This is a genomic window from Streptococcus sp. HMSC064D12, assembly GCF_001837205.1.
Lineage (GTDB): Bacteria > Bacillota > Bacilli > Lactobacillales > Streptococcaceae > Streptococcus > Streptococcus salivarius_D.
In genome coordinates this window covers 153,780-180,115 of the sequence record NZ_KV831722.1, presented here as the reverse complement: position 1 = coordinate 180,115, position 26,336 = coordinate 153,780, and the positions used below count along the sequence as shown (strand labels likewise).

27 protein-coding genes are annotated in these 26,336 nt (G+C 40.8%); 12 read left to right on the top strand and 15 right to left on the bottom strand.

Translation table 11 applies throughout. The features are described from left to right. Positions 1-20: 20 nt before the first annotated feature. From nusA to HMPREF2697_RS01710, 6 genes are all read right to left on the bottom strand, one after another. Positions 21-1,220, bottom strand: a complete 1,200-nt coding sequence (gene nusA, locus HMPREF2697_RS01735) for a transcription termination factor NusA (protein ID WP_002886615.1) — start codon at positions 1,218-1,220, stop codon at positions 21-23. A gap of 65 nt (positions 1,221-1,285) precedes the next feature. Next, the gene (gene rimP / locus HMPREF2697_RS01730; protein WP_002883745.1) at positions 1,286-1,759 is read right to left on the bottom strand and encodes a ribosome maturation factor RimP; all 474 of its coding nucleotides are present in this window, start codon (positions 1,757-1,759) and stop codon (positions 1,286-1,288) included. A gap of 146 nt (positions 1,760-1,905) precedes the next feature. After that, positions 1,906-3,159 (bottom strand): glycopolymer--peptidoglycan transferase LytR, encoded by a 1,254-nt coding sequence (locus HMPREF2697_RS01725; RefSeq protein WP_045771725.1) that lies wholly within the window; start codon positions 3,157-3,159, stop codon positions 1,906-1,908. 8 nt (positions 3,160-3,167) lie between these two features. Beyond that, positions 3,168-3,689, bottom strand: coding sequence for a GNAT family N-acetyltransferase (locus HMPREF2697_RS01720; protein WP_014633587.1), 522 nt, complete (start codon positions 3,687-3,689; stop codon positions 3,168-3,170). Continuing rightward, positions 3,682-4,125 carry a tRNA (adenosine(37)-N6)-threonylcarbamoyltransferase complex ATPase subunit type 1 TsaE gene (tsaE, locus tag HMPREF2697_RS01715; RefSeq protein WP_002883769.1) on the bottom strand — a complete coding sequence of 148 codons (444 nt, stop codon included), beginning with the start codon at positions 4,123-4,125 and terminating at the stop codon, positions 3,682-3,684. Before tsaE ends, HMPREF2697_RS01720 begins: the two co-directional genes overlap by 8 nt. A gap of 276 nt (positions 4,126-4,401) precedes the next feature. Further along, entirely contained in the window at positions 4,402-5,823 is a 1,422-nt protein-coding gene (locus HMPREF2697_RS01710) for an NCS2 family permease (RefSeq protein WP_002889988.1), read from the bottom strand. 208 nt (positions 5,824-6,031) lie between these two features. Between HMPREF2697_RS01710 and HMPREF2697_RS01705 the strand changes: the two genes are divergently transcribed. Beyond that, a complete protein-coding gene (locus HMPREF2697_RS01705; RefSeq protein WP_014633589.1) occupies positions 6,032-6,844 on the top strand; it encodes a Cof-type HAD-IIB family hydrolase in 813 nt (270 codons plus the stop codon). 44 nt (positions 6,845-6,888) lie between these two features. Here HMPREF2697_RS01705 and HMPREF2697_RS01700 read toward each other — a convergent pair whose 3' ends face one another. Continuing rightward, the gene (locus HMPREF2697_RS01700; RefSeq protein ID WP_045001939.1) at positions 6,889-7,620 is read right to left on the bottom strand and encodes a cyclase family protein; all 732 of its coding nucleotides are present in this window, start codon (positions 7,618-7,620) and stop codon (positions 6,889-6,891) included. A 378-nt stretch (positions 7,621-7,998) separates the two neighbouring features. On the opposite strand from HMPREF2697_RS01700, the gene HMPREF2697_RS01695 reads away from it, so the two are divergent. From HMPREF2697_RS01695 to serS, 9 genes are all read left to right on the top strand, one after another. Further along, complete coding sequence (locus HMPREF2697_RS01695; protein ID WP_002886607.1) at positions 7,999-9,006, top strand: PTS sugar transporter subunit IIB; 1,008 nt, start codon at positions 7,999-8,001, stop codon at positions 9,004-9,006. Positions 9,007-9,023: 17 nt separating this feature from the next. Then, a complete protein-coding gene (locus HMPREF2697_RS01690; protein WP_021145048.1) occupies positions 9,024-9,824 on the top strand; it encodes a PTS mannose/fructose/sorbose transporter subunit IIC in 801 nt (266 codons plus the stop codon). A 15-nt stretch (positions 9,825-9,839) separates the two neighbouring features. After that, the gene (locus tag HMPREF2697_RS01685; protein WP_045768766.1) at positions 9,840-10,754 is read left to right on the top strand and encodes a PTS system mannose/fructose/sorbose family transporter subunit IID; all 915 of its coding nucleotides are present in this window, start codon (positions 9,840-9,842) and stop codon (positions 10,752-10,754) included. Between the two features lie 12 nt (positions 10,755-10,766). After that, positions 10,767-11,153: a DUF956 family protein gene (locus HMPREF2697_RS01680; RefSeq protein WP_013990069.1), complete on the top strand. Its 387-nt coding sequence runs from the start codon at positions 10,767-10,769 to the stop codon at positions 11,151-11,153. Positions 11,154-11,418: 265 nt separating this feature from the next. Beyond that, a complete protein-coding gene (locus tag HMPREF2697_RS01675; protein ID WP_002883770.1) occupies positions 11,419-12,411 on the top strand; it encodes a PTS sugar transporter subunit IIB in 993 nt (330 codons plus the stop codon). Positions 12,412-12,478: 67 nt separating this feature from the next. Continuing rightward, positions 12,479-13,294: a PTS mannose/fructose/sorbose transporter subunit IIC gene (locus tag HMPREF2697_RS01670; protein WP_045768767.1), complete on the top strand. Its 816-nt coding sequence runs from the start codon at positions 12,479-12,481 to the stop codon at positions 13,292-13,294. A 14-nt stretch (positions 13,295-13,308) separates the two neighbouring features. Next, positions 13,309-14,220 carry a PTS system mannose/fructose/sorbose family transporter subunit IID gene (locus tag HMPREF2697_RS01665; RefSeq protein WP_002883717.1) on the top strand — a complete coding sequence of 304 codons (912 nt, stop codon included), beginning with the start codon at positions 13,309-13,311 and terminating at the stop codon, positions 14,218-14,220. 78 nt (positions 14,221-14,298) lie between these two features. After that, positions 14,299-14,673 (top strand): DUF956 family protein, encoded by a 375-nt coding sequence (locus tag HMPREF2697_RS01660; RefSeq protein ID WP_002883765.1) that lies wholly within the window; start codon positions 14,299-14,301, stop codon positions 14,671-14,673. 209 nt (positions 14,674-14,882) lie between these two features. Beyond that, the gene (gene serS, locus HMPREF2697_RS01655; protein ID WP_013990066.1) at positions 14,883-16,160 is read left to right on the top strand and encodes a serine--tRNA ligase; all 1,278 of its coding nucleotides are present in this window, start codon (positions 14,883-14,885) and stop codon (positions 16,158-16,160) included. A 34-nt stretch (positions 16,161-16,194) separates the two neighbouring features. On the opposite strand, the gene HMPREF2697_RS01650 is transcribed toward serS, so the two are convergent. The 8 genes from HMPREF2697_RS01650 to HMPREF2697_RS01615 form a co-directional block, all read right to left on the bottom strand. Beyond that, positions 16,195-16,824, bottom strand: a complete 630-nt coding sequence (locus tag HMPREF2697_RS01650) for a ribonuclease P (protein ID WP_070579521.1) — start codon at positions 16,822-16,824, stop codon at positions 16,195-16,197. Between the two features lie 64 nt (positions 16,825-16,888). Then, complete coding sequence (gene der / locus HMPREF2697_RS01645; RefSeq protein WP_002886596.1) at positions 16,889-18,199, bottom strand: ribosome biogenesis GTPase Der; 1,311 nt, start codon at positions 18,197-18,199, stop codon at positions 16,889-16,891. 104 nt (positions 18,200-18,303) lie between these two features. Then, positions 18,304-19,206: a primosomal protein DnaI gene (dnaI, locus tag HMPREF2697_RS01640; RefSeq protein ID WP_013990064.1), complete on the bottom strand. Its 903-nt coding sequence runs from the start codon at positions 19,204-19,206 to the stop codon at positions 18,304-18,306. A 3-nt stretch (positions 19,207-19,209) separates the two neighbouring features. After that, positions 19,210-20,385: a DnaD domain protein gene (locus HMPREF2697_RS01635; protein WP_013990063.1), complete on the bottom strand. Its 1,176-nt coding sequence runs from the start codon at positions 20,383-20,385 to the stop codon at positions 19,210-19,212. Then, positions 20,382-20,861: a transcriptional regulator NrdR gene (gene nrdR, locus HMPREF2697_RS01630; protein ID WP_002886592.1), complete on the bottom strand. Its 480-nt coding sequence runs from the start codon at positions 20,859-20,861 to the stop codon at positions 20,382-20,384. The genes HMPREF2697_RS01635 and nrdR overlap by 4 nt, the downstream gene beginning before the upstream one ends. Positions 20,862-20,982: 121 nt before the next feature. Next, positions 20,983-22,512, bottom strand: coding sequence for a HAMP domain-containing sensor histidine kinase (locus HMPREF2697_RS01625; protein ID WP_070849361.1), 1,530 nt, complete (start codon positions 22,510-22,512; stop codon positions 20,983-20,985). After that, on the bottom strand, positions 22,509-23,198 hold the full coding sequence (locus tag HMPREF2697_RS01620) for a response regulator transcription factor (RefSeq protein ID WP_002886589.1): 690 nt from the start codon (positions 23,196-23,198) through the stop codon (positions 22,509-22,511). Before HMPREF2697_RS01620 ends, HMPREF2697_RS01625 begins: the two co-directional genes overlap by 4 nt. Positions 23,199-23,353: 155 nt before the next feature. Continuing rightward, positions 23,354-23,890 (bottom strand): DUF177 domain-containing protein, encoded by a 537-nt coding sequence (locus HMPREF2697_RS01615; protein ID WP_070579518.1) that lies wholly within the window; start codon positions 23,888-23,890, stop codon positions 23,354-23,356. 298 nt (positions 23,891-24,188) lie between these two features. On the opposite strand from HMPREF2697_RS01615, the gene rsmG reads away from it, so the two are divergent. Both rsmG and HMPREF2697_RS01605 read left to right on the top strand, forming a co-directional pair. Then, on the top strand, positions 24,189-24,902 hold the full coding sequence (gene rsmG / locus HMPREF2697_RS01610) for a 16S rRNA (guanine(527)-N(7))-methyltransferase RsmG (RefSeq protein ID WP_049529060.1): 714 nt from the start codon (positions 24,189-24,191) through the stop codon (positions 24,900-24,902). A 68-nt stretch (positions 24,903-24,970) separates the two neighbouring features. After that, positions 24,971-26,335 carry a TrkH family potassium uptake protein gene (locus tag HMPREF2697_RS01605; protein ID WP_083319670.1) on the top strand — a complete coding sequence of 455 codons (1,365 nt, stop codon included), beginning with the start codon at positions 24,971-24,973 and terminating at the stop codon, positions 26,333-26,335. Position 26,336 lies beyond the last annotated feature (1 nt).

Sequence of the window (26,336 nt, the reverse complement as noted above, 5' to 3'; positions counted from 1 at the left end):
CAAACACCTCTATGTTCTTCTTATTCTGCTTCTGTTGTTTCAGTTACTTCTTCTGTTGTGACTTCAACAGGTGTAGCATCTTCTGCAACAATCTCGTCAACAACTTCCTCAGTAGCAGCCTCAGCTTTTTCAGCTTCGAGTGCTTCATATTCAGAAGCTGACTTGATGTCAATACGGTAACCAGTCAAATGAGCTGCCAAACGAACGTTTTGTCCACGACGACCAATTGCAAGAGATAATTTGTTATCTGGTACAACTACTGTCGCACGTTTGCTATCATCTTCGTCAAAGAGAACATAGTCCACTTCAGCCGGTGCAATAGCATTGTAGATAAATTCAGCTGGATCTTCAACCCATTGAATAACGTCAATATTTTCCTCAACAGGAACTTCAATTCCCGTCTTAGCATCCAAACGTGTTGGGTGGAAACGGCTGACAACTTTCTTGATGTTGCTTCCACCACGACCAACGATAGTACCAATAGCATCAACGTTAGGGTTATGACTGCGAACAGCAACTTTGGTACGATCACCAGCTTCACGAGACACGCTCATGATCTCTACAGTTCCATCAAATACTTCAGGAATTTCTTGTTCCATGATACGTTTGATGAATTCTGGATGGCTACGGCTTACAAAGACGTTAACACCTTTAGGGTTGTTTTCAACTTTATAAACATAAACATCGATGACGTCGTGTGACTTAAAGCTTTCGCCAGGAATTTGGTCTTGGCGTGACAATTGAGCTTCGAGCGTTCCAAGATTCACATAAATGAAACGTTGGTCAAAACGTTCAACTGTTCCTTGCATGATTTCACCTTCATGTTGCTTATAGTCATTATAAGTAATTTCACGCATCTGCTTGCGCATCTTTTCCATAATGGTTTGTTTGGCAGATTGCGCTGCGACACGGCCAAATTCATCGACTGACTCTTCAAAACGAATCTTGTCACCAAGCTCGTAGGCAGAGCTGATAGCAAGGGCATCTTTCAAGCTAATTTCCAAACGACTATCAAAGACTTCATCTACAACTTCTCGAACAGTATAAACTTGAAAATCACCTGTTTTTTCATTGAATTCAACTACAGCTGATTCTGACTGACCATAACGACGCTTGTAGGCTGACTTAAGCGATTCAACCACAGCATCGATGATATCTTCCTTGTTAATGTGTTTTTCTTCTTCCAAGACACGGAAGGCTTCTAGCATTTCTTTGCTCATATTCTTTGTTGTTTTAGCCTCTAAAGGCTAAAACTGGCATCCTTTCTTTATTTACACTAAGAGTTTTAGAGTTTGACTGCCAAACGAGCTTTAGCAACTGTTTGATAGGGAATCTCAACAGTTTTATGGCGAGTCTTATCAAGGTAATCAATTGTTAGGGTTTCCCCATCAAAGGCCACCAAGTCACCTTGGAAAATCTTGATCTTATCAATAGCCTTGTAAAGACTAACATTGATATATTGACCAACAGCATTTGTCAAAGCTTCTTTGGTTTTTAAGGGACGCTCTAACCCTGGACTAGAAACTTCCAGCATGTATTGATCCGGGAAAGGATCAGGCTGAATAGTATCCAAGAGAGGACTGATAATTTCAGTCAAGTCTGCAGTATCTTCTACAGTAATACCTCCTGGCTTATCAATCAAAACTGACAAGACATAGTCACCGCCAAGCTTTTCGTACTCGATATCGACCAGTTCGTATGGCTCAGGAATAGCTGGAGCTACGACTGCCGTCACGAGATCAATAATTTTTTGCGACATTATGACCTCCTTACACACACAAGAGACGAAGTTTCTACTCCGCCTCTCTTTCGTTATTTTCCTATATTATAGCATAGCTCAAAAGCCATTGCAAGGAATAACCATATCATTTCAAAGCAAAAAGGTTGGGAATCACCCAACCTTATTTATTGCGCCGCTGGAACAGTGCTGTAAGTAGTCACACCCGATCCATTATTATTGTATGTAGGGGTTGTCGTACCTTGTTCCTGAACATAATTACCAGTGTTTTCACTATAGTTATTGCTATAGGTAGTGCCTCCATTGTAGGTACTTACCGATCCACCACCTGCTGCCTCAGATGGCCAGGCCTCATAATTTGAAGATACTTCACTCGAAGCCACGTTTCCTTTGGAATTAACAAAATCATCTGAGCCATAGTTAGAGCTACCAGAACCATAGAGAACCAAACTAGTCTTAAGATTAGATTCAGAGACTTTTTTCTTACCAACTTCCTTCTTGATACGATTTTGCACCTTAAGAATATCCTCAGTGGAGGCTACTTGATAGCTTCCTCCATTGATCATGGCATCCGAACCGGCCAATTGGTATGATTTAATATTTTTAAGGGCATCACTATAACCCATCAAGCTACGCAAAGTATTGGTATCACCAAGATCGATACTTGTCTGAACATTAGAACTTACAGCCGATAAAATTTTCTTGTAAGAACCAATAGAGTCCATCTTCAAGAGCTTAGCTACAACTTTTTGAATAACCTCACGTTGACGTTTTTGTCGACCATAGTCACCATCAGGGTCATCGTAACGCATACGTGAATAGACTAAAGCTTGCTCACCATTGATTTTATGGGTTCCGGGCTCAACTTTTGCCTGAAATTCAGGTTCATTTTCCGCAATCGAAATTGGAAAATCAAAATGATTCGTTACCTCAATACCACCAACAGCATCTACCAAATCAATCATACCCTGCATATTAATCAGTGCATAATAGTCAATATCAATATCTAAAACCTTTTGAATGGTTGAAATAGCCAAGTCAGCACCACCCTCAGCATAGGCTGAATTTAGTTTTGCTTCACCTGACCCCTCAATATCTGTCAAAAGGTCACGTTCCAAACTGGTCATGGTTGTTTTCTTAGTTTTAGGATTCACTGTTACCAAAATCATGGTATCAGAGTTTCCTTCCCAGGTTTCCTTACGTTCTTTGGATCCTGTATCTACCCCCATCAAGAGAATAGTTATAGGCTTAGTCTGTTGAATAGCCTTACTATTCCCAGAAATTGCTTTAGAAGTCCTAAACGTTTTTGACAATTCGCCTGTGGCGTAATTATAAGTTGTCGTTAGGTAAATACCAGCAGCTACTACTGTCGTTGCAAAAATCGCCAACAACATCAATAAAATTTTTCGTCCAAGTTTCATGTTTTTTCCTAATCTATGAGTTTAGCCATAAGGTAAACATCTAGAAATTCTCCATTTTTAGTTCTTGCACCACGTTTCTTAGTGCCTTCAATGTCAAAGCCAAATTTTTGATAGAGATGAACCGCACGCTCATTACGTGCTTGAACCGTCAACTCTAAGCGACGGATAGCTGGGGTATGATCTGCCCAGTCAATCATTGTTTCCATAAGAAACTGGCCAACACCATTCCCCCAGTAGGGTTTAGAAACCGCAATAAATACGTCACCAATATGACTGGTCTTAGTATCTTGATCCGAGGTAACATTACAAACACCTATGACCTCATGACCCAATTTCGCCACCAAACAAATCTCATTAAGCCTATGTTGATGACCTTCAATATAAGTGGCTAACTGTTCAGCACTCAGTATAGAACTTCTATCATCTTGTGCTAGAAAATCCGATTCTAAGGCTACAGTCTCTAGTAAACGAGCTAGAGAGGCAGCATCCTCTCTTTGGGCTTCCTCAATGACTAATTCTTGCTCAGCCATTTACCATTGCCTCCTGAATCTCCTTACTTCTAGGACCGAAAGATTCAAAAAGCAACTGACGTCCATCTCCATGATGAGATATCGAAATTAGGAGATAATCACCTAACAGACTCTCATCTAGGAGCTCACCCCACTCGATGATTGTCACACCTTCACCATACAGAAAATCATCCAAATCAATAGAATCTGGATCATCACCAATGCGGTAGACATCTAAATGATAGAGTGGCACTCGCCCCTCATACTCCCTTACAATAGTATAGGTTGGACTCTTTATCATCTGTGAAATATCCAAACCTTTGGCAATTCCCTTGGTTAAGGTTGTTTTGCCAGCTCCCAGATCACCTGAGAGAACAATTATATCTCCAGAATCGAGCAGTCGACCTAGCTTTTGACCGATACTAATCAATTCTTCTTCATTTTGACTGTAAATCATGTTCTCATTATATCAAAAAATAAAAATATGGACTAGAATCCACTGTAAAAATACAGTAGAAACTTATAAATATTGAATCATTTAAGTAAGAAATTAAGATGTGTATTTTAATTTTTAATTTATTTTGGGCACGCTAAACACTCATAGATTAGAAATGTTTTTGTAAAACTTACTATAGTTTCAAAAGTTAACCAATAGTAACTCTCTCACATTCCTCCAGATAAAAATCGCAAAAGAAAAAGCCTGACAAATATACAGACTTTTAACTTTCAAGCTTTAGAACACAGCCATACTGATGAAGTTAAGGATAAACAAGATATCCAAAATCCACATAATAAAGTGGACATCCTTAGCTTGACCTTTGACGATTTTGACCAAAGTATAAGTAAGGAAACCAGCTGCGATACCATAGGTAATGCTATATGAGAATCCCATGAAAATAGAAGTGAAGAAGGCAGGAATAGCTTCAGACAAGTCTTCCCAATCGACACTCTTAAGGTTAGAGAGCATCATAACACCTACAATAATAAGAATAGGCGCTGTGGCAGCATTAGGAACGATTGATACCACTGGACTAAAGAAACTAGAAATGGCAAAGAGTACAGCAACCACAAGAGCTGTCAAACCAGTACGTCCACCAGCACCAATACCTGCTGCAGATTCAACGTAAGTTGTAACGTTTGAAGTCCCTGCAATGGCACCAATACTTGTACCAACAAGGTCAGAGTAAAGGGCACGGTCAAGAGCTTTTGATTCGTTGTTATCACCTGTTGAAGCAATGATACCAACCTTCTCACCAGTACCGATCAAGGTACCGATAGTATCGAAGATATCAGTCAATGAAAAGGCAAGAATAGCCATAAAGACACCAGGCAAACGAGAAACGTCTGAAAAGAGTGATCCCAATCCCTTTGATCCAAGCGCTGCACCAAAGACCTGACCAAGGTCTTTAATAGATGATGTCAAGCTAGCTGCGTGCCAGTCAATGCTTCCAAGATCAACAACACCAGCAAAAATAGCAATGATAGTCGTTACAAGGATTGAAAGAAGAACACCACCACGAATACCTTTAACAATAAAGAAAATCGCAATCGCAAGACCAATCAAACCTACAATTACAGTTGGGTTATTGAAAGCAACCAAACCTGGTGTAGCTGACGATGAAGCTGTAATTGACGCCTTGGCCATGTCAGCACCTTTACCTGCTACAGTGTAGGTATGAGGATTAATTGAGAATTTCAAGAAACCAGCATTTTTAATTCCCACATATGCAAGGAAAACACCGATACCTGCTGAAATCGCAGATTTGAGGGCTGTTGGAATAGACTCAATAATCATCTTACGTACTTTAGTTACTGTGATGATCAATGAAATAACACCACATAGAAAGACCATTGCTAAGGCCTCTTGCCAAGTGTAACCCAAAGAAAAAACCACTGTGTAGGTGAAGAAGGCATTAAGCCCCATACCAGGCGCTTGGGCGTATGGTAGGTTAGCATAAAATGCCATCATCAACGTCCCTGCAACCGCACCAATAATTGTTGCTAAGAAAACACCTTGTGCAGGCATTCCTGTCTGAGCCAACATCGCTGGGTTAACAAAGAGGATGTAAGACATGGCAAAGAAAGTTGTCAATCCGGCAGTCACTTCTGTACGGACGTCAGTACCATGTTCTTTCAATTTGAAAAACTTTTCCATGAAAGTTTAGACTCCTTAATAAAAAATATTGTCAAAATCCGAATAATTTCGGAACATTCTCATGTAGAATGCAACATTACTATTCTACATGAAATTATTTGACGGTGCAAGGTTTATTTCCTGAGACTTTTCTTATGAAAAACCGAACGTTCTTAGAAAGCTCTTTCTCAATCACCAACAAAGGACAGATTTTTGCTATAATAGGAACATGACAAAAAAATTGATTGCACTAGATCTTGATGGAACGCTCTTGCGCCCAGATGGAACTATTTCAGAATTCACACAAAAAACGATTAAAGATGTACAAAATAAAGGACACCAAGTTGTTATTGCTACAGGTCGTCCTTATCGTATGGCTATTGACCATTACAAAACACTAGGGTTAGAAACACCACTCATCACCTTCAACGGCTCTTTGACCAATCTTCCAGACCAAGACTGGGCTTATGAGCATTCGGTTAAATTAGATAAGAAATATCTGATTAGCCTCTTACAACGCCATGATGAATTAGAGATGGATTTTCTGGCTAGTGAATATCGAAAACACTTCTATATCACTATGAATCACCCAGAGCGTATTCAACCACAACTCTTTGGTGTTGATAAAATTATTGAGGCTATGCGTTTAGAACCAACTAAAATCACGCGCAACCCTAACGCTCTCCTTATGCAAACTCGTCATGAGGATAAGTACCAACTTGCCGATGACATCAAGAAGGACTTCAAGGAAGAAATTGAAGTTGATTCTTGGGGTGGCCCGCTTAATATCTTGGAATTTTCGCCTAAAGGCATAAACAAGGCCTACGCCCTAAACTACTTACTTAAGGCCATGCGCAAATCAACGGATGATCTGATTGCTTTTGGAGACGAACACAACGACACAGAGATGTTGGAACTTGCTAAAACTGGTTATGCCATGAAGAATGCTAGCTCTGTTCTTCTCCCCCACGCTAACGAACAAATTGAGTGGACTAATGAAGAGGATGGCGTTGCTCGCAAACTCCAGGAACTCTTCTTATAAACAAGAAAAGACACCGAAAATTTCTTCGGTGTTTTTTCTTATGATTAAGGTAAAATAGCCACTGCACGCACTGGGGAGCCTGTCGCCTTGTCCCAGTGAGGAAATGCAATCGAAATCAAAGCACCAACAGCTGGAACTTGATCCAATTGATTCAAGACTTCTACCTGATAAATGTTTTGTTCCAAGAGGTAGTATTCGTTAACCAAGCCATGTTCTGCTGCTGGAATACCAGCATCTGTATCAAAAGTCTCATGACCCACAGCCTTAACATGGCGTTCATGAATCAAGAATTCTAGAGCTTCACGGCTCCACCCTGGACTTTGTTGAACCCCATTTTCATCAAGGTTGCGCATAGCATCTTGATCTGGCCAACGCTTCGACCAATCACTACGAAAAGCGACAAAGGCCCCTTCAGTAATTTGTCCATGTTCTGCTTCAAAGTCTAAGATATCTTGTTTGCTCAAGATAAAGTTTGGATTCGCAGCAACTTCTTTAGACTTGTCGATAACATAGAGTGGTAAAAGAAGATCTTTGAGAGCAATCTCATCCAACCAACGACCACCTTCTACAAAGTGAATCGGTGCATCAATATGCGTTCCGTATTGACCAACTACTGTAAATTTTTGGACATGGAATCCATCTTTCAATGTGAAGAGGTCTTCTTGTTGCAAGGCAGGAAGGGCAGGGAAGTGTGGACTTTCTGCATTGATTTGGTGACTCAAGTCCACCCATTTTTTTGCTTGCAATTCTTTATAAATACTTAGTAAATCTGACATAAGGAGGCCCTCTTTTCTTATAGATTTAACATTAAATAGTTGATTGAAGAAGTTATAGCAGCCAATACCAGCTATTACAAGCATTTATCTCATTTTTTCTTAATCCTATTTCTTCTAGTTAGATATAGCTTAAAACTATATTTAACACTTATTGTCTGAAAAAAAAGTATATTTGCAATAATTTGATGTTTTTTTCAATTATATGACACTTTTGTTACGAAAACCATTGACAAATTCATGATAACGTCCTATAATTAGAGTGTTCTAATTTTCGAGGGACTAAAAAAATATTGTTGTCATTTCATACTGATCGATGCTAATACCAATAATCATTTTTCTATTCCTAAGAAACAATATATAAAAGGAGGAAGAACACTAATGGGTATCGGTATTATTATTGCTAGCCATGGTAAATTCGCTGAAGGTATTCACCAATCAGGTTCTATGATTTTTGGTGAACAAGAGAAAGTTCAAGTGGTTACTTTCATGCCAAATGAAGGTCCTGACGACTTGTACGCTCACTTCAAAGATGCCATTGCTCAATTTGACGCTGACGACGAAATTCTAGTCCTTGCAGACCTTTGGTCTGGATCACCATTTAACCAGGCAAGCCGAATTAAGGAAGAAAATCCTAATCGCAAGATGGTTATCGTGACAGGACTCAACTTGCCAATGCTTATCCAAGCATATACGGAACGTATGGTAGCTCCTGATGCTGGGGTTGAAGAGATTGTCGCTAACATTTATAAGGAAACAAAAGAAGGCGTTAAAGTCCTTCCAGAAGGCCTTATTCCTGAAGAAGACACTAAACCAGCCGACGCTAAACCTTCTATTCCTAAAGGTACCATTCCTGAAGGAACAGTACTTGGTGATGGAAAAATCAAATACGTTTTGGCTCGTGTTGACACACGTCTTCTCCACGGTCAGGTTGCGACTGGTTGGACTCACTCAACTCACCCAGACCGTATCATCGTTGTTTCAGACACTGTTTGTCATGATAAACTTCGTACAAACATGATTAAACAAGCCGCTCCATCTGGTGTTCAAGTTCACGTTATCCCAATTAAAAACATGGTTAAAGCAAACAATGACCCACGTTTTGGAGATACACGTGCTATGCTTCTCTTTGAATCTGTTGAAGATGCTCTTGCTGCTGTTAAAGCAGGTGTTGATGTTAAAGAAATCAACCTTGGTTCTTCAGCTTATAAAGAAGGAAAAGTCAACGTTACTAAAGCTCTTTCATTTGACCAAACAGATGTGGATGCTATCAAAGAGTTGCAATCATTGGGTGTCAAATTTGACGTTCGTGGGGTACCAAGTGATAGCCCAGCAAACGTTGATGCCTTGATTAAGTCAGCTGAAACTAAATTAGCAGAGAAGAAATAATTTTGGAGGATGCATAAATGAGTTTAGTACAAATTATTTTAGTCGTAATTGTTGCTTTCATTATCGGTTGTAGCTCAGTTAACGACCAAATCGAAACATACCAGCCAGTTGTGGCTTGTTCCCTAATCGGTCTTGTTACTGGTCATCTCGAACTCGGCGTAATGTTGGGTGGTAGCTTACAGTTGATCACTATGGGATGGGCTAACGTTGGTGCTGCCATGGCACCAGATGCCTCACTTGCCGCTGTAGCTTCTACAATCATCCTTATCTTGGGTGGTCAAGGAGCTAAAGGGATTGGCCCTGCCATCGCCCTTGCGGTGCCTTTGGCTGTTGCCGGTCTTGCCTTGACAATGTTTGTCCGTACTGCTACAGTCTTCATCGCTCACATTATGGATAGTCGTGCTGAAGATGCTGATATCGCTGGTATTGAAAGATGGCACTTTATCGGTATGTCCCTCCAAGGTCTCCGTGTTGCTATCCCTGCCCTCCTCTTGCTCTTGATTCCTGCACACCTTGTACAATCTGGTCTTGAATCTATGCCTGAATGGTTAACATCAGGTATGACAATCGGTGGTGGTATGGTTGTAGCCGTTGGTTATGCCATGGTTATCAACATGATGTCTAGTCGCGAAGTTTGGCCATTCTTCTTCCTTGGTTTTGCTTTGGCTGCCCTCAAAGAATTGACCTTGATTAGCTTGGGTATCATCGGCCTCTGTCTTGCCGTTATGTACCTTGCACTTGAAGCTAGTGGTTCAAATGGTTCTTCAAATGATGGAGGATCAGGTGATCCCCTCGGTGAAATTCTGGAAGACTTTTAATTAGGAGGAAAGAAAATGGCTGATTCAAAAATTAAATTAACAAAAGCAGATCGTTTCAAAGCTTTCTTGCGCTCATACTTTCTTTTAGCTTCATTCAACTATGAACGTATGCAAAATGGTGGTGTGGCTTACACCCTTATTCCTGCAATCAAAAAACTTTATCAAACAAAAGAAGACCGTGTAGCTGCTCTTAAACGTCACTTGGAATTCTTCAATACACAACCTTTCATGGCTAACCCAATCTTTGGGGTTACACTTGCCTTGGAAGAAGAACGTGCTAACGGGGCGGACATCGATGATGCCGCTATCTCAGGGGTTAAGGTTGGTATGATGGGACCTCTTGCAGGTGCCGGTGACCCTCTCTTCTGGTTTACCCTTCGCCCAATCTTCCTTTCATTAGGAGCAGGTTTGGCTGTTTCAGGTAACATCTTGGGACCTATCGTCTTCTTCGTACTTTGGAATGCTATGGTCGCTGCCGTTAAATGGTACACTCAAGAGTTCGGTTATAGAGCTGGTGCTGCGATTACAGACGACGTATCTGGTAACCTTCTTCAACAAGTAACTCGTGGCGCATCAATGATGGGGATGTTCGTTATCGGTTCTCTTATCCAACGTTGGGTAAGTATCACCTTCACACCAGTTGTCTCTACTGTTAAACAACAAGAAGGTGCTTATATCGATTGGGATAAACTTCCAAAAGGTATTGCCGGTGTTAAAGAAGCCTTCCATCAACAAGCTGCCGGTCGCTCTCTTGACGTTAACAAAGTGACAACCTTGCAAGATAACTTGAACCAATTGATTCCTGGTCTTGCTGCCCTTGGTTTGACTTTCCTCTGTATGTACCTTCTTAAGAGAAAAGTTTCTCCAATCGTTATCATCTTGGGTATCTTTGTCCTAGCTATTGTGCTCCACATTATTGGTCTACTCTAATCGGAGCAAGGTATGGTTAAATCGCTCAATACCGAAATGGCTCACACAACTAAGGGAACTTGGTTTCGTGAAGGGCCTATTTACGGAAATATCATGGTCGGAGATAAGGCCTTCGAATTTTACAATGATACGAAGTTGCAAGACTACGTTCAAATTCCTTGGGATGAAATCACTTATGTGATTGCCGATGTCTACTTCGGTGGTAAATTCATCCCACGCTTTGAAATCCGCACTAAGCAAAATGGACGTTTCCGTTTTGCCAGTCGAAAAAGCCGAATAACTTTGAAAGAAATTCAAAAAAGAATTCCTCGAGAAAGTTTAAGAAAAGCACCTAGCTTTATCGCTGTCCTCAAACAAGGCTTTAAAAATCTTTTCCGACTCATTGTCAAGAAGAAATAATCTCCGAATATTATAAAAAGATTGTCTAATCTAATGATTGGGCAATCTTTTTATAATATTTTGCTCATTTTTGAAAGAGTTTGACTTCTTTTGAAATTTTATCTCACTAGCTATTGACATTTTCTTGAAAGCGTTTTAGAATATAATCGTTCTTGATTTCTTATGTTTAAAAAGATTGAGAGACGCTTTTTTTAGCGTCTTGATAAAAATCGGAGATAGTCTTTTTAAGCCTAGGAAAAAATAATTTATAAGGAGGAGAACACGAATGGGTATCGGTATTATTATTGCCAGCCATGGTAAGTTCGCTGAAGGGATCCACCAATCAGGCTCTATGATTTTTGGAGACCAAGAGAAAGTTCAAGTCGTAACTTTCATGCCAAGTGAAGGTCCTGATGATTTGTACGCTCACTTCAACGACGCTATTGCACAATTCGATGCTGATGATGAAATTCTTGTTTTGGCTGACCTTTGGTCTGGTTCACCATTTAACCAAGCTAGCCGAATTGCTGGAGAAAATCCAGATCGCAAGATTGCTATCATCACAGGACTTAACTTGCCAATGCTAATCCAAGCATACACTGAACGTATGATGGATGCTAACGCTACTGCAGAGCAAGTTGCTGCTAATATCATCAAGGAAGCTAAGGGTGGTATCAAGGCACTTCCAGAGGAGCTTAATCCAGCTGAGGAAACAACAGCAGCTCCTGTAGAAGCTGCTGCACCTCAAGGAGCTATCCCAGAAGGGACAGTTATCGGAGATGGTAAACTCAAGATTAACTTGGCACGTTTGGACACACGTCTCTTGCATGGTCAGGTAGCAACTAACTGGACACCTGCATCTAAAGCAGACCGTATCATTGTTGCTTCAGATGACGTTGCTAAAGATGAGCTTCGTAAAGAATTGATCAAACAAGCAGCACCAAATGGGGTTAAAGCAAACGTTGTTCCAATTCAAAAATTGATTGATGCTTCTAAGGACCCTCGCTTTGGTAACACACACGCGCTTATCTTGTTCGAAACTGTTCAAGACGCACTTCGTGCTATCGAAGGTGGCGTGCCAATCAAAGAACTTAACGTTGGTTCTATGGCTCACTCAACTGGTAAAACAATGGTTAACAACGTTTTGTCTATGGACAAAGACGATGTTGCTTGCTTCGAAAAATTGCGTGACCTTGGTGTCGAATTCGACGTTCGTAAGGTACCAAATGATTCTAAAAAAGACTTGTTTGACCTTATCAAAAAAGCTAACGTTCAATAATCTTCATTCGGAAAAATTAGTTGATTATTTCAGCTAATCACAACTCAATAGAAAAGGAATTATTACCATGTCAGATATGTCAATTATTTCTGCAATTTTGGTCGTAGTTGTTGCCTTCCTTGCTGGTCTTGAAGGTATCCTTGACCAATTCCAATTCCACCAACCACTTGTTGCATGTACCCTCATCGGTGCTGCTACAGGTAACCTCACTGCAGGTATCATGCTTGGTGGTTCTCTTCAAATGATCGCCCTTGCTTGGGCTAATATCGGTGCCGCTGTCGCTCCCGACGCTGCACTTGCCTCTGTTGCTGCTGCCATTATTTTGGTTAAAGGTGGTAACTTCACAACTGAAGGTATCGGTGTTGCGACTGCAACAGCTATCCCACTTGCGGTTGCCGGTCTCTTCCTAACTATGCTTGTTCGTACAGCCTCTGTTGCCCTTGTTCATGCCGCAGATAAAGCTGCAGAAAGTGGAAACATTGCTGGTGTTGAACGTGCACACTACCTCGCCCTCCTTCTTCAAGGTTTGCGTATCGCTGTGCCAGCTGCCCTTCTTCTTGCTATCCCAGCAGAATCTGTTCAACATGCCCTTGGTTTGATGCCTAGCTGGCTCAACCACGGTATGGTTGTCGGTGGTGGTATGGTCGTAGCCGTTGGTTACGCCATGGTTATCAACATGATGGCAACTCGTGAAGTTTGGCCATTCTTCGCCATCGGTTTTGCTTTTGCTGCTATTAGCCAATTGACACTTATCGCTCTTGGTGCTATCGGTGTCGCTATTGCCTTCATCTACCTCAACCTGTCTAAACAAGGTGGCGGAAATGGTGGCGGAACTTCATCTGGTTCAGGCGACCCAATCGGCGATATCTTGGAAGACTACTAGGAAGGGGTGCTCTCATGGCTGAAAAAATTCAATTATCTCAAGCGGATCGTAAAAAGGTTTGGTGGCGCTCACAATTCTTGCAAGGTTCATGGAACTATGAACGTATGCAAAACTTGGGTTGGGCTTACTCACTCATTCCTGCTATCAAAAAACTCTACACTAACAAAGAAGACCAAGCCGCAGCTCTTAAACGCCACTTGGAATTCTTCAATACCCACCCTTACGTAGCTGCTCCTATCATGGGTGTTACCTTGGCTCTTGAAGAAGAAAAAGCTAACGGTACTGACATCGAAGATGCTGCTATCCAAGGGGTTAAAATCGGTATGATGGGACCTCTTGCCGGTATCGGTGACCCTGTTTTCTGGTTCACAGTTCGTCCTATCCTTGGTGCCCTCGGTGCATCATTGGCACAAGCTGGGAACATCGCTGGTCCACTTATCTTCTTCATCGGTTGGAACCTTATCCGTATGGCCTTCTTGTGGTACACTCAAGAACTTGGTTACAAAGCAGGTTCAGAAATCACTAAAGACATGTCTGGTGGTATCTTGAAAGATATTACTAAAGGGGCATCAATCCTTGGTATGTTCATCTTGGCTGTCCTTGTTGAACGTTGGGTATCTATCGTCTTCACTGTAAACCTCCCAGGTAAAGTTTTGTCTAAAGGTGCCTATATCGAATGGCCTAAAGGCAATGTTAGCGGTGACCAACTTAAGACTATCCTCGGCCAAGTTAATGACAAACTTAGCTTCGATAAGATTCAAGTCGATACCCTCCAAAAACAATTGGATTCATTGATTCCAGGTTTGATGGGACTTCTCCTTACTTTTGCATGTATGTGGTTGCTTAAGAAGAAAGTTTCACCAATCACAATCATCATCGGACTCTTTGTAGTTGGTATTGTTGCAAGCTTCTTCGGAATCATGTAAAAAGAGTAAGAGTTTAGCAAAGCTGAACTCTTTTCTTATGCTATAATAAAGGTACTACAATCAAAAAGCGAGATAGATATGGCACAATCACTAAACAAAACAGTTGAACTGCATACAACAGGCGTTTCCTACATGGCTATCGGAGGGAAAGTCGGTAAATTTCTAATCGGAGATGTGGCTCTTGAATTCTACCCAGATGTCAATGTCGAGCAATACATTCAAATTCCATGGACTAGCATCACACAAATCGGTGCAAATGTCTCAGGAAAGAGAATTAGCCGCCACTTTGAAGTGTTGACAGATAAGAGCAAATTCCTCTTTGCTTCTAAAGATTCTGGGAAAATTCTAAAGATTGCTAGGGAACACCTTGGCAATGAAAAAGTCGTCAAACTACCAACTCTCATTCAAACTATTGGCGCTCGACTCAAAGGTTTATTTGCCAAAAAATCATAATTTTTGTATAATATAACAGACGGATAAGTACTAGCTAGACCCTTACAGAAAGCCTGCGGTTGCTGCGAGCAGGTAGGGTTAACCTACGAAATTCTACCGTTTCTAATAATTAAAAACATAAACAAGTGCACTCCTGTGAAGTTGGATGGAACCGTGGCCTATGTCACTCCAACATTTTCACTGGAGTGTTTTACTTTTTGGAGGAACTTATGTTAGATGTAAAACGTATTCGTAACGACTTCGATGCCCTTGCCGAAAAATTGGCTACACGTGGTGTCGCTGCTGAAACTTTAAATGAACTTAAGGAGCTTGATGTTAAACGTCGTGAACTTCTTATCAAATCTGAAGAACTCAAAGCTCAACGTAACATTGCTTCAGATGGTATCGCTCAAGCTAAGCGTAACAAAGAAGATGCTTCCGAACAAATCGCAGCAATGCAAAAAGTCTCTGCAGAAATTAAGGAGATTGATGCAGAACTTGCTGCTATCGATGAGAAGCTTAACGCCATCGTTGTGACACTTCCAAATACACCAAATGACTCTGTTCCAGTAGGTGCTGACGAAGACGAAAACGTAGAAGTTCGTCGTTGGGGAACACCTCGTAACTTTGATTTTGAGATTAAGCCTCACTGGGATCTTGGGGAAGACCTTGGTATCCTAGATTGGGAACGTGGTGCTAAAGTCACTGGTTCTCGCTTCCTCTTCTACAAAGGACTTGGAGCAAAATTGGAACGTGCAATCTACAACTTCATGTTGGATGAGCACGCTAAAGAAGGTTACACTGAAATGATCACACCTTACATGGTTAACCACGACTCAATGTTCGGTACTGGTCAATATCCAAAATTTAAAGAAGATACTTTCGAGCTTGACGGTACTGACTATGTCCTTATCCCAACAGCCGAAGTTCCTTTGACAAACTACTACCGTGGTGAAATCCTTGATGGTAAAGAATTGCCAATCTACTTCACTGCTATGAGTCCTTCATTCCGTTCAGAAGCTGGTTCAGCTGGTCGTGACACACGTGGTTTGATTCGTCTTCACCAATTCCACAAGGTTGAAATGGTCAAATTCTCAAAACCTGAAGACTCATATGATGAATTGGAAAAAATGGTAGTTAACGCTGAAAACATCCTTCAAAAACTTAACTTGCCATACCGTGTCATCACTTTGTGTACTGGCGATATGGGATTCTCAGCTGCGAAAACTTACGACTTGGAAGTTTGGATTCCAGCACAAAACACTTACCGCGAAATTTCTTCATGTTCAAACACAGAAGATTTCCAAGCCCGTCGTGCACAAATCCGTTACCGTGACGAAGCCGATGGTAAAGTAAAACTTCTTCACACTCTTAACGGTTCAGGACTTGCTGTTGGACGTACAGTAGCCGCTGTCCTTGAAAACTACCAAAACGAAGATGGTTCAGTAACTATCCCTGAAGTTCTTCGCCCTTACATGGGTGGTGCTGAAGTGATTGCACCAAAATAACAAGGAAAATCTCCAGAAAGAACCTGGAGATTTTTTAGTTTTTATTAGCTTTCTCGTAATAGGGTTTCAACTTATCAAATCCATCAGCAAGTTTTTCTACTAACTCTTCTATTGTTTCACTAGTAGTCACAGGAACATCATATTTAACCAATACCTTACGAACACGATTATCTCTAACTGCTTCTTTAAGCATCTGACGATTGTCTTCAGTTCCTTCCACACGATGACTGACACCATTTTCCTGGGCAAAATAGTATAGAGAGGGTGCAATCGGTAAGTCTAGGACCTTATGTTGTTTAGCTAGAGTAGTATCTGATTTTTTCCGTTCGATAAAGCTAACTTCAACTGAGACTCCCCAATCTTTAGGCTGACCATAGAGCCGAATCGCCATGGCAACATCGTCTAAACTGTCCTCAGGTGCCTTATAATAGCACCAAAAGTGTGGCCGACATATTTGTGCCTGATTGGCCCAATTACTGACACGATCCATCTTAAAGGGTGTCAAACGCTCCTCTAGAGCTTTGGATAAGACCTGCATTTCCTTACGAGCTGCTTGACCAAGTGCCTTGAGGTCTTCCATCTCTTCCTGGTGTAGGCCCGCCTTTTCAGGTTTGATATACTTAACCCCTTGTTTAGATAAATAAGCTTGAATATTTTCTAACATCGTTTTCTCCTTACAATGATAAAAGACCAACCCATAAAGATTTTATTCTGGTTGGTCTCTTTTTTTATTTACGTTTACGAGCAATTAAATGGATTGGTGTTCCCTCAAAACCAAAGGCTTGACGAATTTGATTTTCCAAGAAACGCATGTATGAGAAGTGCATAAGCTCTTCTTCATTGACAAAGATAACAAATGTTGGTGGTTTAACCGAAACTTGTGTGCCGTAGAAAATCTTAAGGCGTTTTCCTTTGTCAGTTGGTGTTGGGTTGATGGCAATGGCATCCATGATAACATCATTCAAGACAGCCGATGAAATACGACGGTTTTGACTCTCACTGATGCGTTTAATCATCTCTGGCAACTTGTTAAGACGTTGTTTCGTCTCAGCCGATACAAAGATAATTGGTGCATAGCTCAAGAATTGGAACTGATCACGGATATCTGCTTCCCAATTAGCAACGGTATGATTGTCTTTCTTAATCGTATCCCATTTGTTAACTACGATGATAATCCCTTTACCAGCTTCATGGGCAAAACCAGCGATACGCTTGTCATACTCACGAATACCTTCTTCGGCATTGATAACCATAAGGACGATATCAGAACGGTCAATGGCACGCATTGAACGCATGACAGAGTATTTCTCCGTATTTTCATAAACCTTACCAGATTTACGCATACCAGCGGTGTCAATCATGGTATACTCTTGACCTTCACTGTCCACAAAGTTTGTATCAATGGCATCTCGAGTCGTACCAGCAATCGGACTAGCAATCACTCGGTCCTCGCCCAAAATGGCGTTAATCAAGCTTGATTTTCCGACGTTTGGACGTCCAATCAAACTAAAACGAATGATATCTGGATTTTCTTCTTCAACTTCTGTTGGAAGGTTTTCAACGATAGCATCGAGAACATCCCCTGTACCAATACCGTGAACAGATGAAACTGGGTAAGGATCACCAAGTCCAAGAGAATAAAAATCATAGATATCTGCACGCATCTCAGGGTTATCCACTTTATTTACCGCCAAAATAACTGGCTTGTTGGTCTTATAGAGAATACGAGCAACGTACTCGTCCGCATCTGTCACGCCTTCCTTACCGGAAACGACAAAGACAATAACGTCAGCTTCAGTCATGGCAATGTCAGCTTGGTGCTTAATTTGTTCCATAAATGGTGCATCAACATCATCGATACCACCAGTATCAATCAAGCTAAACTGGCGATTAAGCCATTCAGCAGAGGTATAAATACGGTCACGTGTTACCCCTTCAACGTCTTCGACGATAGAGATACGTTCACCCGCAATTCGGTTAAATAGGGTCGATTTCCCAACGTTTGGGCGACCCACGATAGCAACTGTAGGTAATGTCATATGTTTAAGTCCCTGATTAAATAGGGATTCCTTTCTTCAATTAGCAGTCTCACTTCCACCAAGGAAAGCAAACTCTCTTATTCTTTATCATTATTAGGATCACCCTAACGGCGATTAACACCCTTCAAGTGAACCTCTTTGGCAAGAAAACGGATACGCTCCATCACACGTTTGGCCTGCCAAGTCTCATCTCCTTGACGTCCATTGGATAGCTTTGCTTCTAAATCCGCAAAACTATAGTTAGACGTAAAGAAGGTAGGCAGCTCCTCAATCATGCGATGCTGGAGGATAACTTGCAAAACATCATCCCTAATCCAAGAAGAGAATTGTTCTGCACCGATATCATCTAGAACCAAAACTTCCGCCTGTTTGACAGCATCAATTTGTTCCTTGACAGAACCATCCTTGATTCCATTTTTAACATCAATAGTAAAAGATGGGTAATGAATAATGGTCGTAGCAACCTTCTTAGTCTCTGAAAGTTCATGAGCCATAGCAGCCAACATGAAGGATTTTCCAACCCCCATGTCTCCGTAGATATAGAGGCCTTTCTGGTCTGGACTAGGGTAATTCGCCACAAAATCCACGAGACTCTCAAAGGTATCAACACGAGCCACATCATCTAGAGCAATGTCCGCAAAGGTAATCTTACGATAAGACTGAGGCAGACTCACCAAATTAATCCGTTTAGCAATAGCCTGCTGTTCTTGTTGCTCTTTGAGCTGACGCGTCTCCTTATAGGTTACATCAGCGTAGCCTTCATTCATGGTCAGAATCGGTTCATACCCCTTGGCAATATACGAGGCATCACCTTCTTTGACCTTACGGCATTCCACCAGGAATTGATTAAACTTAGGAAGACTACGCTTGATTTCATCCTGGCTTAGGCTATGCTCTTGAATAAAGCTAGCCACTCTTGGATCTGCCAAAATTTGCTTCGTTAAATCTGTTGCATTGCCAGACCCATGATGCCCTGCTCGGTTTAGGGTTTGTCCAACTCTTTCCATAGGCTACTCCTTTCCTTTTTCTAGTTTTGCCAAAGCTCGACGTCTAATTTCATCCAACTTGGCCTGATCAGCCTGACTGGTTTGATTATCATAATCTGGATTACTCCAGCTCGGCACATTTGTTTTCTTCTTAGAATCAGCTTTTGCTTGCTGTGATTTCTTGTCATAACCACTACGCAAAGCTAAAAGCCCCTGTTCAGCAGTGACGATGTTCTTAAAGGCAAAATCGTTGGCAAGTTTAGAGATATACTCTCGATTCACATTCGTTGAACGTGTCCGTCCCAAACTATAGGCAACCATGAGGTTAATGACCTCATCCATAAAGCCTCTTTGTGCCAAATCCGTGAGAATCTGCTTCTCAGAATTAGTCACAGTCCCGCTTGGGCCTTTAGCACTTTGCAAGTAATCTATAGGCTTTTCGGACCTAACCGCTTTAAGAATCTTTTTCTCCGTCTCCGTCAAAGCAGAATCACCACCCAATGTTTGAGCTTGAGCCTGCTCTAATTGCACCTGCATACGCTTGACAATAATCTGGTGGTTCACGGCTGTCTTTTTCGCTAAGAGATAGGTATCATACCAGTTCATGCCATGAGTTTCAGACAATTTATAGATTTCTGGCACATCTGTCTTTTCATCTGTAAATACAAGACCATCAGCCTGCATACGATTCCTGAAACTGCTTAAATCAAATGAATTTTTGGGCTTGATTTCAGACACAGACTTTTGAGCCAAACGCTCATCGGTAAAGACATCCGAAAAACGTTTAGATAAATCTTGCAAGCCTTGTAGACCTGCAGGTTTCAAAGCATCTACTGCTGGTTCACTAATCTTTTGCTCGAGAAGTGAACTATAAACGGCATGTTTTAAAAACTGTTCAATTGATAAGGGAGACTTAAGCTCTATAACATAAAACCCTTGAGGGGACTGGTAAAGGGCCAAAAGATCTACTGCTGTCAGAACCGCCAGTGCTTCCTGAAGGGGCTGCATTCCAAAGTTAAGGTGGTTCAGAATAGCCGCAAACTTATGGCGGTGATTCCCATTGTCATAAAAAGCCACGAAATACTGGTAGAGAGCGTATCCCTCACCCCCAATAATGGGATAGTAGCAACGCATCAGACTTGCCTGATCGGGAACGATAACCTGATTGCCAACATAAACAAATTCTTCAATAGGTCTCATTTTTTAGACTCTTTTTTCGCACGTACAGTCTTGGTGATTTCTTGAAGCAACTCTTCAATCTCATCAACATCTTTGAAAGAACGGTAGACACTGGCAAAACGTACATAAGTAATTTCATCAAGGTCAGCGAGTTCTTTCATCACTAAATTCCCAATGACATCACTCTCAACCTCTCCATCATGGTTACGGCGAATGTTTTGCTCAATACGGGTGATGGCATTTTCGATATCCTCACTAGAAACCGGACGCTTCTGAGCACTCATCAAGATACCATTGAAAATCTTGTCGCGAGAGAATTGTTCACGAGTACCGTCTTTTTTGACAACCAAAAGTGGAACCTCTTCCACACGCTCAAATGTTGTAAAACGAGCATGACAAGAATCACACTCACGACGACGACGAATAGTATTCCCATCCTCTGCCTGACGGCTATCGATAACACTAGATTTATTATGTTGACATTTTGGACAACGCATGCACTTCACCACCAATCTTTGAAATTCGGTACTCTATTTTACCATAAAAACACATAAAAAGCACGCCCTAAACGAGGCGTGCTCATGACCAAGAATCACTCTAAGTCTCTTATAAATTGATTTAAAGCTCAAGTTGAGGTATCGTCGTTTCTCGATCTGCAAATGGAATGTAAAGGTCGAAACGTGTTCCAACACCAAGTTCAGAACTAACATCAATACGGCAGCGATAAGCTTCCACAATTTGATAAAGGATTGACAAACCAATACCAACACCAGATTGAGTTGTTGTACGGTTACGTGCCTTATCTGAACGATAGAAACGTTCAAAAATATGATTGATATCTTCTTTTGAAATCCCCTCACCGTTATCTTGCACTTGTACCAACATTTCATCTTCCAATGCTTTAATAGTAACCTGTATTTCCTTATTGACAGGCGAATACTTGACCGCATTATCAATCAAAATGGTGATCGCCTGTTCAAAGTGCTGACTATAAATCTGTGCTAGACGCTCTGAACTTTCGAAATCATTGAGATAAAATTGATAATCTTCATGCAAGACACGGAAGTTCCCAATAACCGTACGGATTGAAGAATTCAAATCACAAGTATCGTTTCTATGATTTTCAAATGATCCTTTGACACGGATAGAATCCAACATATCATTAATCATAATCGTCATACGGTTGGCCTCGTGACTTGCAGCCTCAAGACTTTCTTCAAGAATCTCAGGGTCATTTTTACCCCAACGTTGCAAGAGGTCCATATGCCCCTTGATAACCGCAATCGGCGTACGCAATTCATGACTGACGTCACTCAAGAAACGCATCTGCATCTGATTATTTTCTTGAATTTTATCCATCATGCGGTTAAAGTTAACCGCCAAATCACCAATTTCATCGTGACTTTCAATCTTAGAACGAAGTTCCAAATCACTTGGCGAATCGGTAATAACTCCCATCGTTTCGTGCAACTGTCTCATCGGACGAAGAATAGATGTCAAGACAACTACAGTTGCTGCGATAACTAGGACAGTCATCCCCACTTCTAGGAAAATCAACAAGAAAACCAAACGCTCTTTAAGAGCATAGTAGAATTCCAAATCATGGAAAATCTGGGCATAGCCAACGATGGTCTTTTTATCCTTACCGTAAATTGGAACTTGTAGTAAGAAACCACGCTTTCCTTTATAGGATACTGACTTCAGTTTGTTTACCTCGGACATACCGGGAGGCGAATCTGTATTCTCCTCAGAAGTAAAGATAAAGGTTCTTTTTTTGTCATACACAAAAACTGACTGATTTGAATATAATTTATTAGAAATTGCAACTTGACCATCCAAAGAGTGCTTTTCAGAAAGTACGCCATTAATAATTGATGCATAGATATTTTTAGGCGAATAAAGAGCCGCTAAGAGCGGTTCTGGACTTAATTCTTCATCCGAATCCCAATCCTTTTCGATGTAAGTAACAACTTTTGCGATTGTAGTGTTTACATTTTGACGTTCACGTTGCAAAAGAAGCGTATTAGCTGAAAAAATAACAACCAGAGTGAACAACGACAATACAAGAAAGAAGACCACAGCAGTTGTCATGGTCAACTTTTTTCTAATGGTTACTTTACCAAATAATTTATCTTGTAATTTACTCATTTTTCACGGATAACGTAACCCATTCCTCGTACTGTTTGAATATATGATTCCTTACCTGGAACGTCGATTTTTCCACGCAAATAACGAATATAAACATCTACCACGTTTGTTTCGATGGCGTCATCATATTTCCAAACTTGAAGCAAGAGTTCCTCACGGGTCATCACTTGGTTCATATTGCTCAAAAGTGTGTTCAACAAATCAAACTCACGTTTTGTCAATGGAATTGCTTCATCACCACGAACAACTGTACGGTTTTGAACATCCAATTTCAAATCACGATAAGTTGATGCTTTTGCTGGTGCATTCTTAGCAGATTCGATATCTTGGCGACGGAAGGTTGCACGGATACGTGCCAACAATTCTTCAATCGCAAATGGTTTTACAATATAGTCATCAGCACCGCGGTCCAAACCAGCAACAATGTCCATGATTGAATCGCGAGCTGTCATCATCATAATATAAGTATCTTTTTCTTGTTGGAGACGACGTGTTACTTCAAAACCGTCCATCTCAGGCAACATAAGGTCCAAGAGAATAAGATCGAAATCTTTCTCGAGTGCCATTTCAAGTCCTTCGCGTCCGTTGTCTGCTGTCACAACGTCGTATCCTTCGTGTTGAAGTTCAAGAGAGACAAAACGAGCAAGGTTTTTCTCATCTTCAACAATCAAAATGCGTTTGCTCATAATAAGTATTTACCACTTTCTTAAAATTTTTTGACTTCCATTTCCCTTAAAAAGTCTGTAGATTTACCCAATGAATAAATCCGAAAATTAACTTCTAATGATATAATAATACAGATTTTTAAAATTGTCAAACATTTTTAGTTTGTTTTTTTGAATTAATTTTCATCAAAGAGACCGTTCAATTGGGCAAAGGGATTACTTGCCTCTTTTTTCTCCTGTTGAAGAGCGGCAAAATCCTCTTCTGACAAGACTTCCCAGTCATTCCCAGAGAGCGAAATTTGTCCTGATTCTTCCTCAGGTGTTAGTACTCTCAAAGGAATATTAAGAAGAATATTATCTAGAATACTCTCATCAAGATTAATAGTATCCCCATCCAAGATAAGAACTAGATTTTCTTCGACTAATTCTTTTTGCAGAGCAGCATCTGCCTCTTGTATAAAGGTTTCTGAAACCGGATAGTTAAAACTAAGGGTCACAGGTTCAAGTGAACGGCTAGATGGCAAGGTAATATCATAGCTAAGTTGATAATCCAAAAGGTACAAACCATTGTCATAGGCTACATGCCCACTTGCTTGAATCTGTTCAAGATTTAAAACTTGATCATAGCGTTCTTTAATAGACTCCAACAAAGAAGGTGCTTCGTTAAAGGCGAGCCCTTCTGGAGACTTTCTAACTTCTGAAAGATAAATCATTTTTAATCCTCAAATTAAATTTCCCCATAGGGATCTATTTTCAATCCACAAGACCATAATCCCCCACATTCACTTTTCATTAGAGAGCATGATTATGATTTTAGACTTAATTAGTATTATATCAAATTTTTAAGAAAAAATAACACCTTTAATATTACATATTTCTTAAACTTAGAACTTTTTTCACAGCTAATGAGAAACTTATTCAGACCTAGTTTCCATCTGTCTTATAGCGTTAGATGAAAGCTCTTAATTATGGTAAAATAAGAGCATTGAAACTAGATAAAAGGAATATAAAATGACACCTGAAGATTTTTACAAGGCTTTGAAAGAACTAGGGTTCGATCTCAGCCAAAAACAAAAAGACCAATTCCAACGCTACTTTGAGCTCTTGGTAGAATGGAACGAAAAGATCAATCTTACTGCAATCACAGAAAGAGACGAGGTCTACCTCAAACATTTCTACGATTCCCTAGCTCCTGTTCTCCAAGGACATATTAAAAATCAGACTATTCGACTTCTCGATATCGGAGCTGGAGCTGGATTTCCAAGTCTCCCTATGAAAATCCTTTGTCCTGAACTTGATGTGACTATCATTGACTCTCTTAATAAACGCATCAATTTCCTTAATCTCTTGGCCGATGAACTTGAGCTCAGCGGTGTTCACTTCTATCATGGACGTGCAGAGGATTTTGGACAAGACAAGGGCTTCCGTGCTCAGTTTGATATTGTAACTGCCCGTGCTGTTGCACGCATGCAGGTTCTCTCAGAATTGACCATTCCTTTCTTAAAGGTGGGTGGACAACTTATTGCACTTAAAGCTGCAGCAGCTGACGAAGAGCTAGCCGATGCTAAAAATGCCTTGAACTTGCTTTTTGCCAAACCTATTCTCAATGAGAACTATAAATTGCCAAATGGGGATGGACGTAATATCACCATTGTCGATAAGAAAAAAGAAACCCCAAATAAGTACCCACGTCGTGCTGGGATGCCTAACAAGAAGCCGTTATAACATTTATCCAAGGATGCTTCTTGCTCCTTGGATTATTATTTATTCTTATGATAACTCGGAGGTTTTCATTGATAAATCGTCTTTCTGTCACGCAAAAGCTTGTGCTCAGCTTTGTCTTTGTCATTATAGTGGGGAGTATTTTACTTAGCCTTCCCATAAGCCACTATGCTAACAGTCCAGAAACAAGCTACCTAGACCATCTCTTCAATACTGTGTCAATGGTCTGTGTAACTGGACTTTCTGTTGTCCCGGTCAGTAAGGCATACAATGGTCTTGGTCAAATTCTCTCTATGTTTCTCATGCAGACGGGAGGACTTGGACTAGTCTCTCTTATAGCCTTTAGTACCTATACCCTTAAAAATAAATTAGGACTGAGCGATCAAGATCTCCTTCAATCCGCACTTAGTAGGGATAACCAAAAAGATTTGAAGGCTTATCTTTTTATGGTCTATAAAATAACTTTTTCTATTGAAGCTTTAGCAGCACTCGTGATTATGACTGACTTCATTCCTCGTTTTGGACTTGGTCATGGCATCTTTAATAGTCTCTTTCTAGCTGTCTCTGCCTTTTGTAATGCTGGATTTGATAACTTAGGTTCTAACAGTTTACAAGATTATGCAACCAATCCAACCATTAACCTTGCTGTAGCTTTTCTCATCATGTCTGGAAGCTTGGGATTTGCAGTTTGGATTGATTTGATTCAACTAATAAGACGTTATATTAAAGATCGTCCAAGGAATTGGAAATTAGCTTGGAGACCTTTCAGTAATCAAAGCCGTCTTGTGCTTATAAGTACGGGTTGTCTCCTATTAGGAGGAACACTGCTTGCTTGGTTACTGGAAATGGATAACTCTAAGACAATCGGTACTCTCAATGTCTGGCAACAACTTCTGGTAAGTTTCTTTCAGACTGTAACCATGCGTACCGCTGGCTTTGCAACTATTTCCTATACCAATGCAGATTTCTCCACAAATCTTCTTTTTATGATTCAAATGATTATTGGGGGTGGTCCTGGAGGAACTGCGGGTGGTATCAAGGTGACAACTGCCTCTATCATGTTCCTACTTTTTAAGTCAGAGCTATCTGGTAACTCGAGCGTGGTTTTTCGAAACCGTATTATATCTAACAAAACCATTTTGCAAGCATTCACAGTTATACTCTTTTTCCTAACGATGCTCTTTGTCGGCTATGTTATTTTGCTGGAAACTAATCCTACTCTCTCACCACTAGGCCTACTTTTTGAGAGCGTATCAGCCATTGCTACCGTTGGTGTTTCAATGGATTTGACCCCTAATCTAAATACCCTAGGACGCCTCGTTATCATGGCTCTGATGTTCATTGGCCGTGTCGGACCTATCACTGTTCTCTTGAGCTTGATGACCAAAAAAGAAAAACATATCTCTTATGCCCCAACTGACATTTCAGTCGGCTAAA

Coding starts and splice junctions, on each gene's coding strand:
- nusA (WP_002886615.1), bottom strand. CDS start 1,220: ATGAGCAAAGAAATGCTAGAAGCCTTCCGTGTCTTGGAAGAAGAAAAA.
- rimP (WP_002883745.1), bottom strand. CDS start 1,759: ATGTCGCAAAAAATTATTGATCTCGTGACGGCAGTCGTAGCTCCAGCT.
- HMPREF2697_RS01725 (WP_045771725.1), bottom strand. CDS start 3,159: ATGAAACTTGGACGAAAAATTTTATTGATGTTGTTGGCGATTTTTGCA.
- HMPREF2697_RS01720 (WP_014633587.1), bottom strand. CDS start 3,689: ATGGCTGAGCAAGAATTAGTCATTGAGGAAGCCCAAAGAGAGGATGCT.
- tsaE (WP_002883769.1), bottom strand. CDS start 4,125: ATGATTTACAGTCAAAATGAAGAAGAATTGATTAGTATCGGTCAAAAG.
- HMPREF2697_RS01710 (WP_002889988.1), bottom strand. CDS start 5,823: ATGGAAAAGTTTTTCAAATTGAAAGAACATGGTACTGACGTCCGTACA.
- HMPREF2697_RS01705 (WP_014633589.1), top strand. CDS start 6,032: ATGACAAAAAAATTGATTGCACTAGATCTTGATGGAACGCTCTTGCGC.
- HMPREF2697_RS01700 (WP_045001939.1), bottom strand. CDS start 7,620: ATGTCAGATTTACTAAGTATTTATAAAGAATTGCAAGCAAAAAAATGG.
- HMPREF2697_RS01695 (WP_002886607.1), top strand. CDS start 7,999: ATGGGTATCGGTATTATTATTGCTAGCCATGGTAAATTCGCTGAAGGT.
- HMPREF2697_RS01690 (WP_021145048.1), top strand. CDS start 9,024: ATGAGTTTAGTACAAATTATTTTAGTCGTAATTGTTGCTTTCATTATC.
- HMPREF2697_RS01685 (WP_045768766.1), top strand. CDS start 9,840: ATGGCTGATTCAAAAATTAAATTAACAAAAGCAGATCGTTTCAAAGCT.
- HMPREF2697_RS01680 (WP_013990069.1), top strand. CDS start 10,767: ATGGTTAAATCGCTCAATACCGAAATGGCTCACACAACTAAGGGAACT.
- HMPREF2697_RS01675 (WP_002883770.1), top strand. CDS start 11,419: ATGGGTATCGGTATTATTATTGCCAGCCATGGTAAGTTCGCTGAAGGG.
- HMPREF2697_RS01670 (WP_045768767.1), top strand. CDS start 12,479: ATGTCAGATATGTCAATTATTTCTGCAATTTTGGTCGTAGTTGTTGCC.
- HMPREF2697_RS01665 (WP_002883717.1), top strand. CDS start 13,309: ATGGCTGAAAAAATTCAATTATCTCAAGCGGATCGTAAAAAGGTTTGG.
- HMPREF2697_RS01660 (WP_002883765.1), top strand. CDS start 14,299: ATGGCACAATCACTAAACAAAACAGTTGAACTGCATACAACAGGCGTT.
- serS (WP_013990066.1), top strand. CDS start 14,883: ATGTTAGATGTAAAACGTATTCGTAACGACTTCGATGCCCTTGCCGAA.
- HMPREF2697_RS01650 (WP_070579521.1), bottom strand. CDS start 16,824: ATGTTAGAAAATATTCAAGCTTATTTATCTAAACAAGGGGTTAAGTAT.
- der (WP_002886596.1), bottom strand. CDS start 18,199: ATGACATTACCTACAGTTGCTATCGTGGGTCGCCCAAACGTTGGGAAA.
- dnaI (WP_013990064.1), bottom strand. CDS start 19,206: ATGGAAAGAGTTGGACAAACCCTAAACCGAGCAGGGCATCATGGGTCT.
- HMPREF2697_RS01635 (WP_013990063.1), bottom strand. CDS start 20,385: ATGAGACCTATTGAAGAATTTGTTTATGTTGGCAATCAGGTTATCGTT.
- nrdR (WP_002886592.1), bottom strand. CDS start 20,861: ATGCGTTGTCCAAAATGTCAACATAATAAATCTAGTGTTATCGATAGC.
- HMPREF2697_RS01625 (WP_070849361.1), bottom strand. CDS start 22,512: ATGAGTAAATTACAAGATAAATTATTTGGTAAAGTAACCATTAGAAAA.
- HMPREF2697_RS01620 (WP_002886589.1), bottom strand. CDS start 23,198: ATGAGCAAACGCATTTTGATTGTTGAAGATGAGAAAAACCTTGCTCGT.
- HMPREF2697_RS01615 (WP_070579518.1), bottom strand. CDS start 23,890: ATGATTTATCTTTCAGAAGTTAGAAAGTCTCCAGAAGGGCTCGCCTTT.
- rsmG (WP_049529060.1), top strand. CDS start 24,189: ATGACACCTGAAGATTTTTACAAGGCTTTGAAAGAACTAGGGTTCGAT.